Source organism: Brevibacterium sp. CFH 10365 (genome assembly GCF_009299785.1).
GTDB lineage: Bacteria > Actinomycetota > Actinomycetes > Actinomycetales > Brevibacteriaceae > Brevibacterium > Brevibacterium limosum.
Map to the genome: position 1 here is coordinate 437,898 of NZ_VIGO01000001.1, position 15,531 is coordinate 453,428.

The 15,531-nt window shown below is 65.1% G+C and carries 14 protein-coding genes; 8 read left to right on the top strand and 6 right to left on the bottom strand.

Translation table 11 applies throughout. From position 1 onward, the window contains the following. Positions 1-43 precede the first annotated feature (43 nt). Together FHG09_RS01830 and FHG09_RS01835 are read right to left on the bottom strand one after the other, a co-directional pair. The gene (locus tag FHG09_RS01830; protein WP_152345987.1) at positions 44-1,447 is read right to left on the bottom strand and encodes an APC family permease; all 1,404 of its coding nucleotides are present in this window, start codon (positions 1,445-1,447) and stop codon (positions 44-46) included. 65 nt (positions 1,448-1,512) lie between these two features. Next, positions 1,513-2,745 (bottom strand): P1 family peptidase, encoded by a 1,233-nt coding sequence (locus tag FHG09_RS01835; protein ID WP_152345988.1) that lies wholly within the window; start codon positions 2,743-2,745, stop codon positions 1,513-1,515. Between FHG09_RS01835 and FHG09_RS01840 the strand changes: the two genes are divergently transcribed. Next, positions 2,745-3,347: a TetR/AcrR family transcriptional regulator gene (locus FHG09_RS01840; protein WP_152345989.1), complete on the top strand. Its 603-nt coding sequence runs from the start codon at positions 2,745-2,747 to the stop codon at positions 3,345-3,347. The genes FHG09_RS01835 and FHG09_RS01840 overlap by 1 nt on opposite strands. Before the next feature lie 108 nt (positions 3,348-3,455). Here FHG09_RS01840 and FHG09_RS01845 read toward each other — a convergent pair whose 3' ends face one another. Both FHG09_RS01845 and FHG09_RS01850 read right to left on the bottom strand, forming a co-directional pair. Continuing rightward, a complete protein-coding gene (locus FHG09_RS01845) occupies positions 3,456-4,316 on the bottom strand; it encodes an aldo/keto reductase (protein ID WP_152345990.1) in 861 nt (286 codons plus the stop codon). Between the two features lie 123 nt (positions 4,317-4,439). Then, complete coding sequence (locus FHG09_RS01850) at positions 4,440-4,835, bottom strand: MmcQ/YjbR family DNA-binding protein (protein ID WP_152345991.1); 396 nt, start codon at positions 4,833-4,835, stop codon at positions 4,440-4,442. An 87-nt stretch (positions 4,836-4,922) separates the two neighbouring features. Between FHG09_RS01850 and FHG09_RS01855 the strand changes: the two genes are divergently transcribed. Continuing rightward, positions 4,923-6,116: an SLC13 family permease gene (locus FHG09_RS01855; RefSeq protein ID WP_227492487.1), complete on the top strand. Its 1,194-nt coding sequence runs from the start codon at positions 4,923-4,925 to the stop codon at positions 6,114-6,116. 48 nt (positions 6,117-6,164) lie between these two features. Here FHG09_RS01855 and FHG09_RS01860 read toward each other — a convergent pair whose 3' ends face one another. Continuing rightward, a complete protein-coding gene (locus FHG09_RS01860; RefSeq protein ID WP_152345992.1) occupies positions 6,165-7,592 on the bottom strand; it encodes a dihydrolipoyl dehydrogenase family protein in 1,428 nt (475 codons plus the stop codon). A gap of 214 nt (positions 7,593-7,806) precedes the next feature. Then, positions 7,807-8,571, bottom strand: a complete 765-nt coding sequence (locus FHG09_RS01865) for a GntR family transcriptional regulator (protein ID WP_152345993.1) — start codon at positions 8,569-8,571, stop codon at positions 7,807-7,809. Positions 8,572-8,774: 203 nt separating this feature from the next. Between FHG09_RS01865 and FHG09_RS01870 the strand changes: the two genes are divergently transcribed. The 6 genes from FHG09_RS01870 (at position 8,775) to FHG09_RS01895 (ending at position 15,497) form a co-directional block, all read left to right on the top strand. Next, on the top strand, positions 8,775-9,890 hold the full coding sequence (locus FHG09_RS01870) for a TIGR03364 family FAD-dependent oxidoreductase (RefSeq protein ID WP_152345994.1): 1,116 nt from the start codon (positions 8,775-8,777) through the stop codon (positions 9,888-9,890). A gap of 159 nt (positions 9,891-10,049) precedes the next feature. Next, positions 10,050-10,994 carry a phosphate/phosphite/phosphonate ABC transporter substrate-binding protein gene (locus FHG09_RS01875; RefSeq protein ID WP_152345995.1) on the top strand — a complete coding sequence of 315 codons (945 nt, stop codon included), beginning with the start codon at positions 10,050-10,052 and terminating at the stop codon, positions 10,992-10,994. A gap of 11 nt (positions 10,995-11,005) precedes the next feature. Next, positions 11,006-11,911: a phosphonate ABC transporter ATP-binding protein gene (gene phnC, locus FHG09_RS01880; RefSeq protein WP_152345996.1), complete on the top strand. Its 906-nt coding sequence runs from the start codon at positions 11,006-11,008 to the stop codon at positions 11,909-11,911. Further along, positions 11,908-13,587, top strand: a complete 1,680-nt coding sequence (gene phnE, locus FHG09_RS01885) for a phosphonate ABC transporter, permease protein PhnE (protein ID WP_152345997.1) — start codon at positions 11,908-11,910, stop codon at positions 13,585-13,587. Before phnC ends, phnE begins: the two co-directional genes overlap by 4 nt. Positions 13,588-13,737: 150 nt before the next feature. Further along, positions 13,738-14,430, top strand: coding sequence for a phosphonatase-like hydrolase (locus FHG09_RS01890; RefSeq protein WP_152345998.1), 693 nt, complete (start codon positions 13,738-13,740; stop codon positions 14,428-14,430). Beyond that, positions 14,427-15,497, top strand: a complete 1,071-nt coding sequence (locus FHG09_RS01895) for a zinc-binding dehydrogenase (RefSeq protein WP_227492488.1) — start codon at positions 14,427-14,429, stop codon at positions 15,495-15,497. The genes FHG09_RS01890 and FHG09_RS01895 overlap by 4 nt, the downstream gene beginning before the upstream one ends. Positions 15,498-15,531: the final 34 nt, after the last annotated feature.

The following is a 15,531-nucleotide window of genomic DNA, read 5'->3' on the forward strand; positions in this document are numbered from 1 at the left end:
GCCTCTCGAAATAGCGGCGTCGGTCTCACCGCGCTAACGCGAATCATCGGTCACGACTGATGAAACAGCCGACGAAGAACGCCACGAAGGGAACCACCGCCAATCCAGTGCTCAGTCCCACGCTGCCGCTGGTGACCAGCGTGAAGTTCGACAGCACGAGGACCATTCCTCCTATCAATCCCACCGTAGCGATCACGGGAATTATGAGCGTCCGCAGCCTGCGTCCTGCTCGCGCCTCAGAGTCGCGTGAGAAGAAGACGATGACTGCCAGCGAAGTCGTCAGCATGAGAATGATCATGCCGACCGTCGCCACTCCCGCCATGGAGCCGAAGACGCCCACGAGCGGATCGACGCCGAACGCGGCGAATATCACCACGAGGACTATAGCTGTGCATGTCTGCACGATCGAAGAGAATGACGGCGAATGATGTTTCGGGTGCACTGCAGCCAAACGCTGTGGGAGCACACGCATTCCCGCCAACACGAACTGGTATCTGGCGATGACATTGTGAAAGGACAGCACGCATGCGAAAAGGCTCGTCAGCAACAGGACGTTGACGATATCGCGCCCGATTCCGCCCAGTTGATCATGTGTCGTGTCGAGCAGCATATTCGCGTTTCCGTCCAAGGTCTGCTGGGCTACATTGGCGATGGCGTCGGGACCGATAGCTACGACGAAAGCCCAACAGGTGAACGCATAGAAGCCGCCGATGAGCAAAACCGCCGTGTAAGTGGCCCTGGGAACGGTCTTCTCAGGTCGATGCGCTTCATCACGGAACACCGCAGTCGATTCGAAGCCAATGAAGCCGGTCAGCGCGAACAGCACGGCCACTCCGATCGCACCGTCGGCAAACGTCCCGGGATCGAACGACTCCATGGTGACGCCCGACGGCCCAGGATTCACGAGAATGGCGGCATCGAGGACGAGGACGATACCGATCTCTGCCACAAGTGCCACTCCCAGCACCTTGGCGCTGAGATCGATGTGGCGATAGCCGAGGAACGCTACGATGACGAGAATGAACAGAGAGTATATGGGCCACGGGACGGACGGCCCGCCATAGAAGCGGACAGTGTCGTCGATGGCCCAGCCGATGTAACCGTATATCCCGGCCTGGATCGCTGTGTAGGCGACGAGTGCGACCGCGGCGATTCCCATGCCCGCTCGCTTCCCCAGTCCGAGGGTCACGTAGGAGAAGAATGCACCCGCTTCATGCACATGGGGTGTCATGGCGACGAAGCCGACGGAGAAGAGCAACAGGATAGTCGCGGCGATGAGAAATCCGACCGGTGCGCCTGCGCCATTGCCCATTCCGAGAGCGAGCGGCATGTTTCCGCCGATGACCGTCAACGGCGCAGCCGCCGCAACGACCATGAAGACGATTCCGATGGTCCCGAGCCGCCCGGTCAGGCGAGCAGGTTTCTCTACGGTCCTTGTCGTGCTCATGACGTCCTCCTTGACGTTCACAGTTGAAGGGGTTCTCAGCAGTGCGCCGAAAAGCGGTCTCGATCTCACTCGAGACTCATAGCAGCCTTAAGCAGTTCATGATCGATGGCATGGGCGGTGACACCGGTCGGACCGGTCAAGGTCGAGGCGGCAATCATGCAGTTGAGGATCGCTTCCTCGGTCGACTCAACGACCAGGTCGAAGAACGAGGTCATGAGCTGAGGAGCCATCATCGACACATCGACTGTCGCCCGCTCGACCTGCGGGTCTTCGTCCCATTGGTAGGGAGGGATACCTCGATTGCCAGTGGAGAAGGCAAGCATGAGGTCACCGCTGTACTGCTCACCAGTACCGCCCATGCGCCCAACTCCGAGGGCTGCCCTCTGAGCAATACGCTCGCACTGATGCGGCAGGAAAGGGGCGTCGGTCGCAACGATCACGACGATCGAGCCCGAACCTCGTTCAAACTCTCGCGGAAGTTCGGGAACCGGAACAGCGTCAGCGTCAATCTTCGTCCCGACAGGTACGCCTTCGACGCTCAGTCTCTGGCGTCGTCCATGATTGGCTTGGACGAACACACCTACAGTGAAACGCCCTGCGGCTGTGTCGATCACCCGCGAGGACGTTCCCGATCCCCCCTTGAACTCGTGGCAGATCATCCCCGTGCCTCCACCGACGTTGCCCTCGGCCGGAGCGTTCGTCGATGCCGCACGCAGCGCCTCGGACACATGCTGTCGAGTCACATGATGACCGTTGATGTCGTTGAGTAGACCGTCATAAGTTTCGGCGACGACCGGCAGGCACCAGTACTGCCCAGGCCCCCGACGAGCGACCTGTTCAGCGACCAGAGCATCCCGAACCACGCCGAGGCTGTGCGTATTCGTCAGCCCGATGGGTGAAGTCAGCTCCCCCGCCTCGCGTATCCACTCAAGACCAGTCATCTCTCCACTTCCGTTGAGACGGTGCGCACCGGCGAAGACCGGCTCAGTCCAAATGTCATCGTGAGGGACGATCATCGTCACACCGGTGTTCGCCGATGAGTCGGCAGCCGCTGTGCTGCCACCGATGGTCGAGTAGCCGACCCGGACGCCGGGAACATCGGTGATGGCGTTGAGCCGGCCAGTCCTATGGCTACCGATATCGATGCCGAGATCTCGTGCTCTCACAGTTCTCCTTGAGTTTTTTTCCTGTTGTGAAAATAATGATCCATTACCCACGGAAATACAAGGCCTGCTTCGTTGAATCCCGCGAAGTCGGTAGTCTTGACACGAGCATCCGAACCAAGCGGAAGAGATCATTGGCGCGACCGAACACGCAGGCTCAACGCCGCGAAGACATCCTCCAGGCGGCCATTTCGCTGGTTGAAGAAGCCGACTTAGCTGTGTTGACGATCCCTCAGATCGCCGACAAGCTCGGCAAGACCTCGAATGCGATTCGGTATTACTATCCCGATGTCGAGAGCCTCATTGCAGAACTCGCCCGCCGCTCAGACCTTCGCTTCTTCGAGAACAGACGCACGCTCACCGCCACAATCCCGGATCTCACCGATCGCCTCGGCGCCATGATGGCCGCAGGGCTTCCGACGGGGCCCGACGACGCGGAGTGGCGGGTGATCTGGATGGCCGTCCTCGACGCCGGATTTGACCTGCACAATCGTGAAGACGTGCGGTCCATCTATCACCGGCAGGTCGACCTCTACGAATCGCTGCTACGCGACGGAGCACAAGCAGGCACCTTTGCGCTGCAACAGGAGGCTCGGGATATCGCTATGACTCTGATGTCGATGGAGGACTACCTCGGCTATCGCATCGTGGCTCGGGACCCCCAGATGTCCCGTGAAATCGCATTGCGGCTAATGAAAGGCTACGCGGCTGTGGCGACACAGGCTAAGAGTCTTTAACGGCATGAAATGATGCTACGCACCAAACAGCCAAGTTATCGGACGCGCTACCTGTCCCCGCAGCAGATCCATCCCCACGTCGGCGTCGACCTGGCCTGGGCCCGAACCTCACATCTCTTCGTGGGTGAGAGGATCCCGGTCCTTCATCCGACCGCGCTCGAGTCCGGAGATCGCCGCCACCTCGGCGGGGGTGAGGGCGAAGTCGAAGACGTCGGCATTGCGGCGCTGGCGGTCGAAGTTCGCCGATTTCGGGATCGGGATGGAACCGACCTCGATATGCCAGCGCAGGACGACCTGGGCAGGGGTCACATCGTGGGCGGCGGCCGCCTTGGCGATGGGGGTTTCGTCGAACAGTCCCTGGTCACGGTAGAGCGGGGACCAGCTCTCGGTCTGCACGCCGATCGAGCGGTGGAAGGCGATGAGCTTCTCCTGCGGGAAGTACGGGTGGAGTTCGACCTGGTTGACGGCCGGGGTGACCCCGGTCTTCTCGACGAGCTCGGCGAGCATCGCCTCGGTGAAGTTCGAGACGCCGATGGACTTCACGAGTCCGCGTTCGCGCAGCTCGATGAGGCCGCGCCAGGTGTCGACGTACTTGCCGACGCTGGGATTGGGCCAGTGGATGAGGTGGAGGTCGAGGTAGTCGAGGCCGAGCCGGGCCAGGGATTCCTCGGTGCTGGCGATGGCCTCGTCGAAGCCGTGGTGGCGACCGGGGATCTTGCTCGTGACGAACAGGTCCTCGCGTGGGGCGCCGGTGTTCACGATGGCCTCGCCGACCTCGCGCTCGTTCTCGTAGTTGACCGCCGTGTCGAGGAGGCAGTAGCCGTTGTCGATGCCCGATTCGATCGCGTCGATGCCGTCCTCGCCCGTCATCGCGTAGATGCCGAGCCCGAGCTGCGGGATCGCGCGACCGTCGTTGAGGTCGAGGGTGGGGATGATGGCTGGGGTGGTGTAGTCAGGTGAGTTGGCCATGCTCCCACCCTATGTCCGTCGAGGTGGGGCTGGCCAGGGTGGTCGTCAGCGGGGTTTGAGTCAGCGTTGGAGCATGAAGACGAAAGCGCGAACCGTGGCGCGGGGTCCGTTCTGCCTGATTGCTCATTTGTGAGCGTCAAGCGCCTTGATCAACCTCGCCGAGGCGGTGTTCCGGTGGGAATCGACGAGCAGCTCTCGGATCTCTCCGTCGTCGAGGTCGGCGAATTCGAGGCCGACCCAACCGGAGGGTCCGAGGTACATGGGGACGAAGCTTCCGGGACGTTCGAGGAGCACCTCGGCGTCGAGGGGGTCGGGTTTGATGATCATCGCGTGGGGCCGTTGCTCCATCTCCTTCGGGCCGATCTTCAGTGTTCCGCCGAAGATGGCGAAGGTCTTCTTCGTGAAGAAGGTGGGCCGTCCGTGGGAGATCTTTTCGGCGGCTTCCGGCAGTGTCAGCGCGATCGTGCGGAACCGCTGCAGCAGCGGATCGTCGTCTTCGAACATCTGCGGGTGCGCCATAGATCCACGGTACTGCCTGTCTCACCTCCGCGGAACCGCACACCTTCGGTGCGCGGATTGCCTCACCCACGGCGTACTGTGCATTCTGTGAGTGAAACGTCATCCCTCCGACTGCGTCAGCGCGGGGTCCGCGCGGTGACCCTGGTCCTCGCGATCGCGGCTGTCATCGTCGTGGCCGCAGGGGGCCTGACATGGGCTGAACTCGACGAGCTGTCGACGACCACGGTGCCGGTGCTCGCGTTCGTCCTGGCGATGACCATCGTGGCGGAGCTGGCGAGCGTCGCGGGCGTCTTCACGGTCCTGGCCGGACATCTCGCGCTGTGGGGTCGCGGACGCGTAACAGTGCTGTGGGCCCTCGTCCTCGTCATGATCGTGCTCATCACTGCGTTCATGTCCTTGGACACGACCGCCGTGCTCGTGACTCCGATCATCGTCGTCCTGGCCCGGCGGATCGGCCTGTCCCCGCTGCCGTTCGCCCTGGCCACCGTGTGGTTGGCGAACACGGGCTCACTGTTCCTGCCGGTGTCGAATCTGACGAACCTCATCGCCGGCGACACCTTCGGGGCCGCGCCGGCCGACTTCATCGGATTCCTCTGGGCCCCGGCCCTGGCGTCCGTCCTCATCACGATCGGCATGCTCACGATCGTCTACCGACGGTCGCTGACGGGCCGGTACCGACTCGACACCCCCGCCGAGGCGCCCGACCGCCTCCTGCTCATCATCGCCATGGTGGTCGTCGGCCTGCTCGTCCCTCTGCTCGTGTCCGGAATCGATGTCGCCGTCGTCGCCGGCGGGGCCGCCGCGGTGCTGTTCATCGCGTTTGCGATCCGCAATCGCGGCGCACTGAGTTTCGGACTCGTTCCCTGGCGGACTCTGGGATTCGCCGCGAGCCTCTTCGTCCTCGTCCAGGCAGCACATTCGCACGGATTGGCGGCGGTCGCGACTGCCGCCGCGGGGACAGGCGATGATGTCGTCGGTCTGCTGCAGGTGGCTGCCGTCGGGGCGCTCGGCGCGAACGCGGTCAATAACCTTCCCGCGTTCATGGCGCTCGCTCCAGTCGCAGAGTCTCCCCTGCGGATGGGAGCTCTGCTCATCGGAGTGAACCTGGCACCTCTGGTCTCACCGTGGGCGTCCCTGGCGACCCTGCTGTGGCATCAGCGTCTGAAGAGCTTGGGCGTGGAGATCTCCTGGCGCCGATATGCCCTGCTCGGAGCAGTTCTCGCCGTCGTGCTGGTGCCGATCACGGTTGTCGCGCTCTGGGCTGCCGGGACGGGCGGTTGACTCGGCGGCGGTGAAGAACTCCGTCCGATTCGTTGCCGGTCGCCTTCATCACTTGAGGGCACCGAGCACCTCGTTGAGCGCTTCGGTGGCCGAGGGGTGGGTGTAGATCGTGTCGCGCAGCTCGGTCGCGGTCACGTCGTGGCGCATGGCCAGCGCGACGGTGTTGATGACCTCCTGCGAGTGCACGTGGACGAGGGCCGCGCCGAGGATGTGGTCGGTCTTCGCGTCGACGACGAACTTGACGATGCCGCGCGGGTCGCCTTCGATCTTCGCCCGGGGCGCCGCGGCGATATCGGCCATGAGCTTCGCGCCGACCTTGATCTCATGCCCTTCGTCCCGGGCGGCCCTCTCGGTCAGGCCGACGCGGGCGACGGGCGGGGTGAGGAACATCGTGTACGGCACGCTGTCGCGGTCCGTCGTCGACCTCTTGCCCTCGCCGAGGAGCTGATCGGCGAGGATCCTGTTGTCGTCGAGGGAGATGTAGGTGAACATCGGTCCGCCGTTGACGTCGCCGAACGCGTACACGCCCTCGGCGGAGGTGCGCAGGTACTCATCGGTGGTGATGAAGCCGCGGTCATCGGTGTCGATGCCGGCCTTCTCGAGACCGAGGTCCGCGGTGGCGGGTTTGCGTCCGACGGCGAGGAGGACCGCCTCGGCGTCGATGGTCTTCTCTTCGTCTCCGACCGTGTAGGTCACTGTCGCGGAGTCTGCAGCGTCGTTGACCGCGGTCACGGACGCGTCGTTGACGATGGTGACCCCGTCGTCGGTCAGAGCCTGGGCGACCACCTCGGCGACGTCGTCGTCCTCATTCGCCAGCGGACGCGGGCCGCGGTCGAGGACGGTGACCTGGGAGCCGAAGTGGGCGAACATCGATCCGAACTCGAGGCCGATGTAGCCGCCGCCGACGATGACGAGGCGCTGGGGGAAGGGATCGACGTGCTGCAGGGATTCGGAGTCGTGGATGCGGCCGCCGAGCCGGGCGCCGTCGATCGGCGGGATGTTGGCGAGGGAACCGGTGTTGACGACGACGGTGTCGGCGGTGATCGTCATGGTGTCGGCACCGCCGGTGACGCGGACTTCGCGTTCGCCGGAGAACTCGGCGCGACCGTTGACAAGCAGAACCGAGTCGAGGTCGGCGAGCATCGAGTGGTTCTTCTTCCGCATCGCCCCGGTCAGTGTGTCGCGACGTTTGACAGCCTCGGCGAAGTATTCGTCGGTGTCATCGTCCGCCCGTTTGTTCTCGGCATCGTGGACGAGGATCTTCGTGGGGATGCAGGCGATGTTGATGCAGGCGCCGCCGATCATCATCTCCGACTGTTCGACGACGGCGACTCTCTTGCCTGCCCTGGCCATGGTGCCGGCGAGGGTCTTGCCGCCCTTGCCCCAGCCGATGACGAGGAGGTCGACATGCTCGGTGTGGTCGGCGCCGGTGGTCTCGGTCGAGGTGCTCTGCTGTGTCACTGTGTCTGTGGTCATGCTGGTCCTCTCGAGTCGGTGTCTGTCACTCTACTCCGCGGCGGAAAGATGTCGCCGGGCTTCACGACTGTCTGCACAAAGTCCAACGAATCGCCTCGCCGCATATTCCTGGCACCTGCGCAATCGAGACCACCCTCACCCCTAATTGCTACGTGACGGCGGCACAGCAACCTAGCGCCAGGTTGCTGAGCCGCCGTCGGGTAGTAATTCGGGATCAGTCGCCGGAGATGAGGGACATCGAGCTCGGGTTTCCGCGGGTGGAGTTCATCGTGAAGCTCGCCTTCCACGGCAGGTACCGATCGTCGGAGGATTCGATGACCGCGCCGGCGGTGGTGAAGGCCCGTCGGCGCACTCGCAGAAGCGGGGTCCCCACGGGGACCTCGAGGAGCTGGGCGTCATCCTCGTTCGCACCGACCGCGTCGATGGTCCGCGAGGCGCGGTTGATGTCGACGCCCTGGTCGATGAGCTCCTGATAGATCGACCCGGAGTCGGTATCGAAAGCCAACACGTGCCGACCGAACTCGAGGGGATAGTTCAGCCGCTCGACCATGGCCGGCACCTCGTCCATGAGCCGCAGCCGGAACACCGAGACCACCGGGTCGCCGTCGGAGACCCGCAGGCTCGCCGCAAGCGATTTCTCGGCCGGTTCCCGCGCCACCCGCTGTGTGACCTGGCCGGGCACGATGTCTGAGGCGTGACACCACTGGGAGAAGGAGATGACGTCGTCGAAGGACTGCGTGAGGACGTTGTCGAGCACCACCGTGCGCCTCCCCCGCCCCGAGGAGATCAGCCCCTCCCCGCGCAGAGCGGACATCGCCTGTCGCACCGGTCCGCGCGAACTCGCGAACTTCCGCGTCAGCTCCGCCTCGGAGGGCAGCTCATCGCCGGGCTGGAACGAGCCTTCACGGATCGCCGTGCGCAGGTAGTGCGCGATCTCGTCATGCTGCTGACGAGTGCGTTGCCTCGGGCCAGTGGTCATGACTTCTCCTTCGACGGTGCTCGTTCGGTGGCACAGAGGACAGCGTCGGCTGCACAGGTGCCGGTGATCCGTGGTCTCGGACGTGCCGCCTCGGTGAACTCGGTGTGGCTCGCTGGGGTCGCAATGTCACATTCAGGTGAACAGACATCAAACTTGTACATACATATCTTCATCTTAGCCGACAACCGCACGAACATGAGGGAATGCCGACAACAGATCTCATCATCACCGGCTCAGGCATCCTCGGCCTGGCCACCGCATTCCTCGCCCACCGACAGGGCCGCAGCGTCCGCATCATCGACCGCTCCGACCGCCCCGTGGGCTCGTCCATCCAGAACTTCGGCCACGCCTGCTTCACCGGCCAGGCCGATTCCGCACAGCCGATCGCCGCGAAGTCCCGTGAAGGCTGGCTCGACGCCGCAGCCGCCACAGGACTCTGGGCCGCCGAGTCGGGGACCTTCATCCCGGCGATGACCGAGGCCGAACTCACCGTCCTCGAGCAGTTCGCCGCCCATCGCGGTCCCGAGCAGGCCCGACTGCTCGATCAGGCAGCGATCGCCGAGGCGGTCGGCAATCCCGGACTCGCGACCGTCGGCGGCGCCCATCTGCCGTTGGACATGCGCGTCGACCCCCGACAGGCGGCTCCACGGATCGCTGCCTGGCTGGCCGAGCAGGGCGTGGAGTTCACCTGGAGCACCCAGGTCACCGCGGTGGCCGACGGCACGGTGTCGACGACGCGCGGCGACTTCCATGCCGAGGAGGTCGTCGTCTGTCCCGGATATCAGCTGACCAGCCTCTTCCCCGAGATCGCCGAAGCCCATGAGATCCGCATCTGCTCGCTCGTGATGGCCCTCATCGAGGCCCCGCAGAGCTTTCCGACGGGCTTCGCGATGCTCACCGGAACATCGCTGGCCCGCTACGACGGCTTCGCGGCGATGCCTGGCGCCGAGGCGCTGCGCCACGACCTCGACGAACGGGAACCGGAGCTGCGCGGCTGCATCGCGAACCTCATGGTCACCGACATCCCGCAGGGCCTGCTCATCGGCGATTCGCACGCCTACGACCGCAGTCCGGAACCGTTCATCGACGAGAGGATCGGCGCGCTGCTGCTCGATCGCGCCACCTCGGTGCTCGGCATCGATCGCCCCACGGTGTTGCAGCGATGGCTGGGCATGTACGCCGACAGCCCGACGACGAACCTCGTCCTCGAACGCCCGGACGAGCGCACCACCGTCGCCGTCGTCGCCTCGGGGATCGGCATGACCATGTCATTCGGCATCGCCGATCTCATCCTCTCCGGAGGCACTGCCGATATCTGAGGCGACGCCCACCCGACTCCGAACCGATCATGAAGTTGTCATGGCCAGTCGGTGAACTACCCCAACTTGTATAGACATTCTTCTTTGGCCTCGGCAGGATGAATGCGAACGATCACCTCAGCGCTTCTGTCGCACTGCTCTTCGAAAGGCCACTCCGCCATGACCATGACCACCCTCTTCCGCTCGAAAGCGGTCCGGACCCTGACCGCCGGTCTCCTCGCCCTGCCTCTGCTCGCCGCGTGCGGCAGCTCCGGAGGAAACGGCGACGACACGATCACCTTCGCCGCCGTGCCGGCCGAATCCTCCTCGACGCTCGAGTCCTCCTTAGAGAACGTCACGAAGCTGCTCGAAGAAGAGACCGGCAAAAAGGTCGAGTTCCAGAACGCCTCGGACTACGCCGCGGTCATCGAAGGCATGCGCGCCGGCCAGATCGACGCCGCCTCATTCGGCCCCTTCGCCTATGTCATCGCGAAGGACTCGGGCATCAACATCGAACCGGCCGCGGCACCGACGAACGACGAGGCAAAGGATCCCGCCTACACGTCGCTGGCCTATGTGAAGAAGGGCTCGGACATCAAGGACATGAAGGACCTCAAGGGCAAGAAGGTCTGCTTCGTCGATGCCGCCTCGACCTCGGGCTACCTCGTGCCGATGAAGGGACTCCAGGACGAAGGCATCGACATGGACAAGGACCTCGAACCGGTGATGTCCGGCGGCCACGACGCCTCGCTGCTGTCGCTGAACTCCGGTGACTGCGATGTCGCCTTCGCCCACGACGCCATGCTCACCACCCTCGAGAAGTCCGGCCAGGTCGAGACGGGCAGCCTCGAGCCCGTCTGGGAATCCGACCCGATCACCGAAGACCCGATCGCCGTGAACAACGACTCCCTCGACGCCGACACGGCCACGAAGATCACCAACATCCTGCGCGAGAAAGCCAATGTCCCGGCCATGGTCGAGGCCGGAATCTGCAGCTCGGAAGACGACTGCGTCCTGCCCGAGGAGATCACCTACGGCTACAAGGAAGTCTCCGACTCTGACTTCGATTCGATCCGCGACATCTGCGACGCCACCCAGGCCGACGCCTGCAAGAACATCGGCTGAGAAGGATGACAATGACTGAATCACACCTCACATCCCATCCGACCACGCCGGAACTCCAAAGGGAGATCGACTCCATCTATTCCGTCCAGCTCGACCATGTGACGAAGGACTTCGGCGGCGGAGTGCTCGGCCTCGACGACGGCAACCTCGGGTTCCGCACCGGCGGAATCAGCGTCCTCCTCGGCCTCTCCGGCTCGGGCAAATCCACCCTGCTGCGCCACATCAACGGCCTGCACACCCCCACCTCGGGGAGGGTGCGCGTCCTCGGTCAGGACATGGACCGGCTGACCCGATCGGAACTGAAGGCCGTGCGCCGTGACATCGGCGTCATCTTCCAGTCCTTCAACCTCGTCGGCCCGATGTCCGTGCTCGAGAACGTCTGCGCTGGCGCCTTGGGATCGCTGCGCGGACCGCGCATCACCCTGATGATGTACCCGAAGGCCATCCGCCGGGAGGCTCTCGAGAAACTCGATCGCGTCGGCCTGGCCGACCGGGCCTACCAGCGGGCCGACACGCTGTCCGGCGGTCAGCAGCAGCGGGTCGCGATCGCCCGCGCCCTCATGCAGCACCCGAAGGTTCTGCTCGCCGACGAGCCGGTCGCCTCCCTCGACCCGGTCTCCGCGCGCGACGTCATCGACCTGCTGCGCCAGATCTCCGCCGAGGATGAACTCACCGTCGTCGCCTCCCTGCACCAGGTGCAGCTGGCTATCGAATTCGCCGACCGGATAATCGGCCTGCGCACCGGCCAGGTCGTGCTCGACCGTGAAACCGCCGGGCTCAGCGCCGAGGAGGCCTCCCAGATCTACTCGAGCGTGTCCGGAATGGACACCGCCACCGAGGCGGGCGACAGCACCGCCGAATCGCACATCGCGAAAACCCGCGCCGAGGCGGCTGCCCGGGTGGGAGCTACCCGATGAGTCTCCTCCTCGACCGTGAGGCTCCCGCCGTCGCCGAACCTCGGCGTCCGCGTCCGTCGGGGAACTCCGTCGTGGCTGTCATCGTGCTTATCGGTCTCGCCGTCGCCGGTGCCTGGTCGGTGTGGTCGCTGGGCATCGACCTGGCCACGATCGCCTCATCGTTCGACAATGCCCTCGGCTTCTTCTCCCGCGTCGTCCCGCTCGACTTCCCTGCCTTCGGTGAGACGGTCTCGCTTGTCGTCGAGACCCTGGCGATCGTGTTCTTGGCGACCGTGCTCTCGGTCGTGCTCTCGATCCCCGTGGCACTCTTCGCCGCCCGCCCGACCCGGATGGGTCGCGGTTCGCAGTGGACGGCACGGACCCTCATCGTCCTCGCCCGGGCGATCCCGGATCTCGTGCTCGCCATCGTGTTCCTGCGGATGTTCGGCCTCGGGGCGACGGCAGGCATCATCGCCATGGGCATCCATTCGGTGGGGATGATCGGCAAGCTCTACGCCGATGCCATCGAAGAGCTCGACGACGGGCCGCGCGAATCGATCGAGGCCCTCGGCGGCAGCCGGTCCCAGCAGATCCTCACCGCGATTCCGCAGACGCTCATGCCGCAGCTCATCGCCACGGCCCTGCACCGCTTCGACATCAACCTGCGCACCTCGGTGCTGCTCGGCTACGTCGGCGTCGGCGGCATCGGTCTGGCCATCGCGGACTCGCTGCGCACGCTGGACTACCAGCGCGGGATGGCGCTGGCGGTCATCGTGCTTCTCCTGTGCATCGTCATCGAACTCGTCTCCGGCTCCATTCGGGCCGCACTCATGGCCTCGACGGGAGCCCGGATCACCGGCGGCACGTGGGTCGACAAGTTGTTCAATCGGGGACGGGTCACAGGTGTCGGTGATCTGAGCCTCACCCCACCGTGGAGCGTGGCACGCTTCCGTCGTTTCGCCTCGGCGGCGGTGCTCATCGTCCTCACGTTCGCCGCCCTGTGGCGGGTGGACATCTCATGGTCGGGCCTGGTCGCTGGTCTGCTCGACCTGCCGCAGACCGTGAGCCTGTTCTTCCCGCCGTCGACCGGGGGAACGTTCGCCAACCTCGTCGAACAGCTGCTCGTCACCATCCAGATCTCGCTGGCGGCGACATTCATCGGGGCGATCCTGGCCGTGCCCATCGGCATCCTCGCCGCCCGCAATGTCGTGGCGAACCGAGCCGTGCACAAGACGTTCCGGGTCCTCATCGTCATCGTCCGCGGGATCCCCGAACTCATCCTCGCGATCGTCTTCGTCGTCATCTCCGGACTCGGCGAGGTGGCCGGAACCCTGGCCCTGTCCATCGGGGCCATCGGGCTGCTCTCGAAGCTCATCGCCGACTCCGTCGAGGAGACGGACCTCCAAGTTCAGGAGGCGGTGCGGGCCACCGGAGCCGGCGAGGCGCAGGTGTTCTTCTCGGCGACCCTGCGGCAGGCGGCACCGGCGTTCGTCGCCCACACCATGTACCTGCTCGACACGAACATCCGCTCGGCCACGCTGCTCGGCGTCGTCGGCGCCGGAGGCATCGGATTCCTGCTGCTCAACGCCTCGCGGGTCAACCAGTTCGACGTCGTGACGATGGTGCTCATCCTCATGGTCGCCGTCGTCCTCGCAGTCGAAGCCCTGTCCATGTGGCTGCGCCGAGCCGTGCGGTGAGCCGGCGGATCGCTCGCCGACTCGACAGATCATCCGCACGCAATCATCTCCACTCACCGAAACGGTGACCCGAACCTCTCCCGCCGTATGGGCGGGCAGCACCCCATCCGCCGCACAGGCGGGCATCACCGCAACAGAAAGAGAATCGACATGACTGAACTTGCCGTCTTCGACATGGCCGGAACCACCATCGACGAACGTGACGAGGTCTACCGCGTGCTGCGTGAGGCCACCGAACGTGAGGGCGCGGACTACTCCGATGAGGTCTTCCAGAAGTGGATGGGCACGGAGAAGCACTGGGCGATCGAAAATCTGCTCCGCCTCGGCGGGGTCGAGGTCACCGAGGAGGTCCACGAGCGGGCCTGGCAGTGGTTCCGTGCCGAACTGCGCGAGACCTACACCAAGAATCCGCCGCGTCCGCTGCCCGGAATCGAGGAAGCCCTGTCGACTCTGCGGGAACGCGGGATCAAAGTGGGCCTGACCACCGGGTTCTCCCGCGAGATCGCCGACCTCATCTTCTCCACCATGGGGTGGGCACCGGGTGAGACCTTCGACGTCGCGGTCACCGGGGACGAAGTGTCCGCCGGTCGTCCGGCGCCGGACCTGATCAACGCGGTTATGGAAACGGTCGGAGTCACCGACCGCGCGGCCGTCGTCAGTGTGGGAGACACCTCGGCGGATGTGGAATCGGCACTCAACGCCGAGGTCACGGCGGTGGGCGTGCTCACCGGGCACCTGAGCCGGGAGGATTTCGCTGCCGAGGGCGCGCATCTCGTCCTCGATTCCGTGGCAGATCTGCCCGCGGTCCTCGCCGAGCAGGAAACAGCGGTGGTCGCGAAGTGACGGTTCAGGCTCATTCGACGATGACCGACGCCGAGGCGGCCGGTCGTGGCCGCGCGACCGCTCAGCCGTTTGCCCAGGTGTGGACCGGAGGCTCGGAATTCGAGCTCCGCACGTTCGACCGGCCGCAGCTGGCACCGGGCGAAAGCCTCATCCGACTGACCGCGGCCACGGTGTGCGGGTCCGACCGGCACACCGTCAGCGGACGTCGTCCGGGGGCGTGCCCCTCGGTCCTCGGCCACGAGGGCGTCGGCATCGTCGAGGAGACGCGCGGGGATGTGCCCGTCGGCACTCGCGTGGTCTTCTCGGTCACCTCGGTGTGCGGTGAGTGCCGGAACTGTCGGCGCGGGCTGAGCGCGAAATGCACCTCGGTGCGCAAGGTCGGCCACGAATCGGCCGAGTCGGAGTGGGCGCTGTCGGGCACCTACGCCACCCATATTCATCTGCCGGCCGGGGTGGCCGTGGTCCCGGTGCCGGACTCGCTGCCCGATGGGGTGGCTGCGACTGCGGGATGCGCGGTGGCCACGGTGATGGCGATGTGTGAGGCCGCCGGTGACCTGCAAGGACACCGGGTGTTCGTCAACGGCATCGGAATGCTCGGACTCATCGCGGTCGGGGCGGCACTAGCCCGCGGAGCCGCCGAGGTCATCGCCGCCGATCCGCACGCCGACCGCCGCGACCTGGCCGACCGCGCGGGGGCGACGGAGACGATCGAACCGGGAACGGAACTGAGCGATATCGACGTCGCGCTCGAACTCTCCGGCGCCGAGGCGGGAGTGCGTTCGTGCATCGGCTCACTGGGCATCGGCGGGACTGCGGTGCTCGCAGGCAGCGTGACACCGGGACCGACGGTGTCCATCGACCCCGAGCAGATGGTGCGCGGATGGCGGACGATCACCGGAGTCCACAATTTCGAACCCCACCATCTGGCCGAGGCCGTGGAGTTCTTGGCGGCCGACGGCGCGGCCCTGCCTTGGGAGGACATCCTCGGCGGCCCGATCCCTTTGACGGATCTGACGCAGGAGTTCGCTCACCCGACAAGGGGCCTCCGGACAATAGTCACCCCCTGATTGCTACGTGACGGCGGCCCAGCAACGTGGCGCC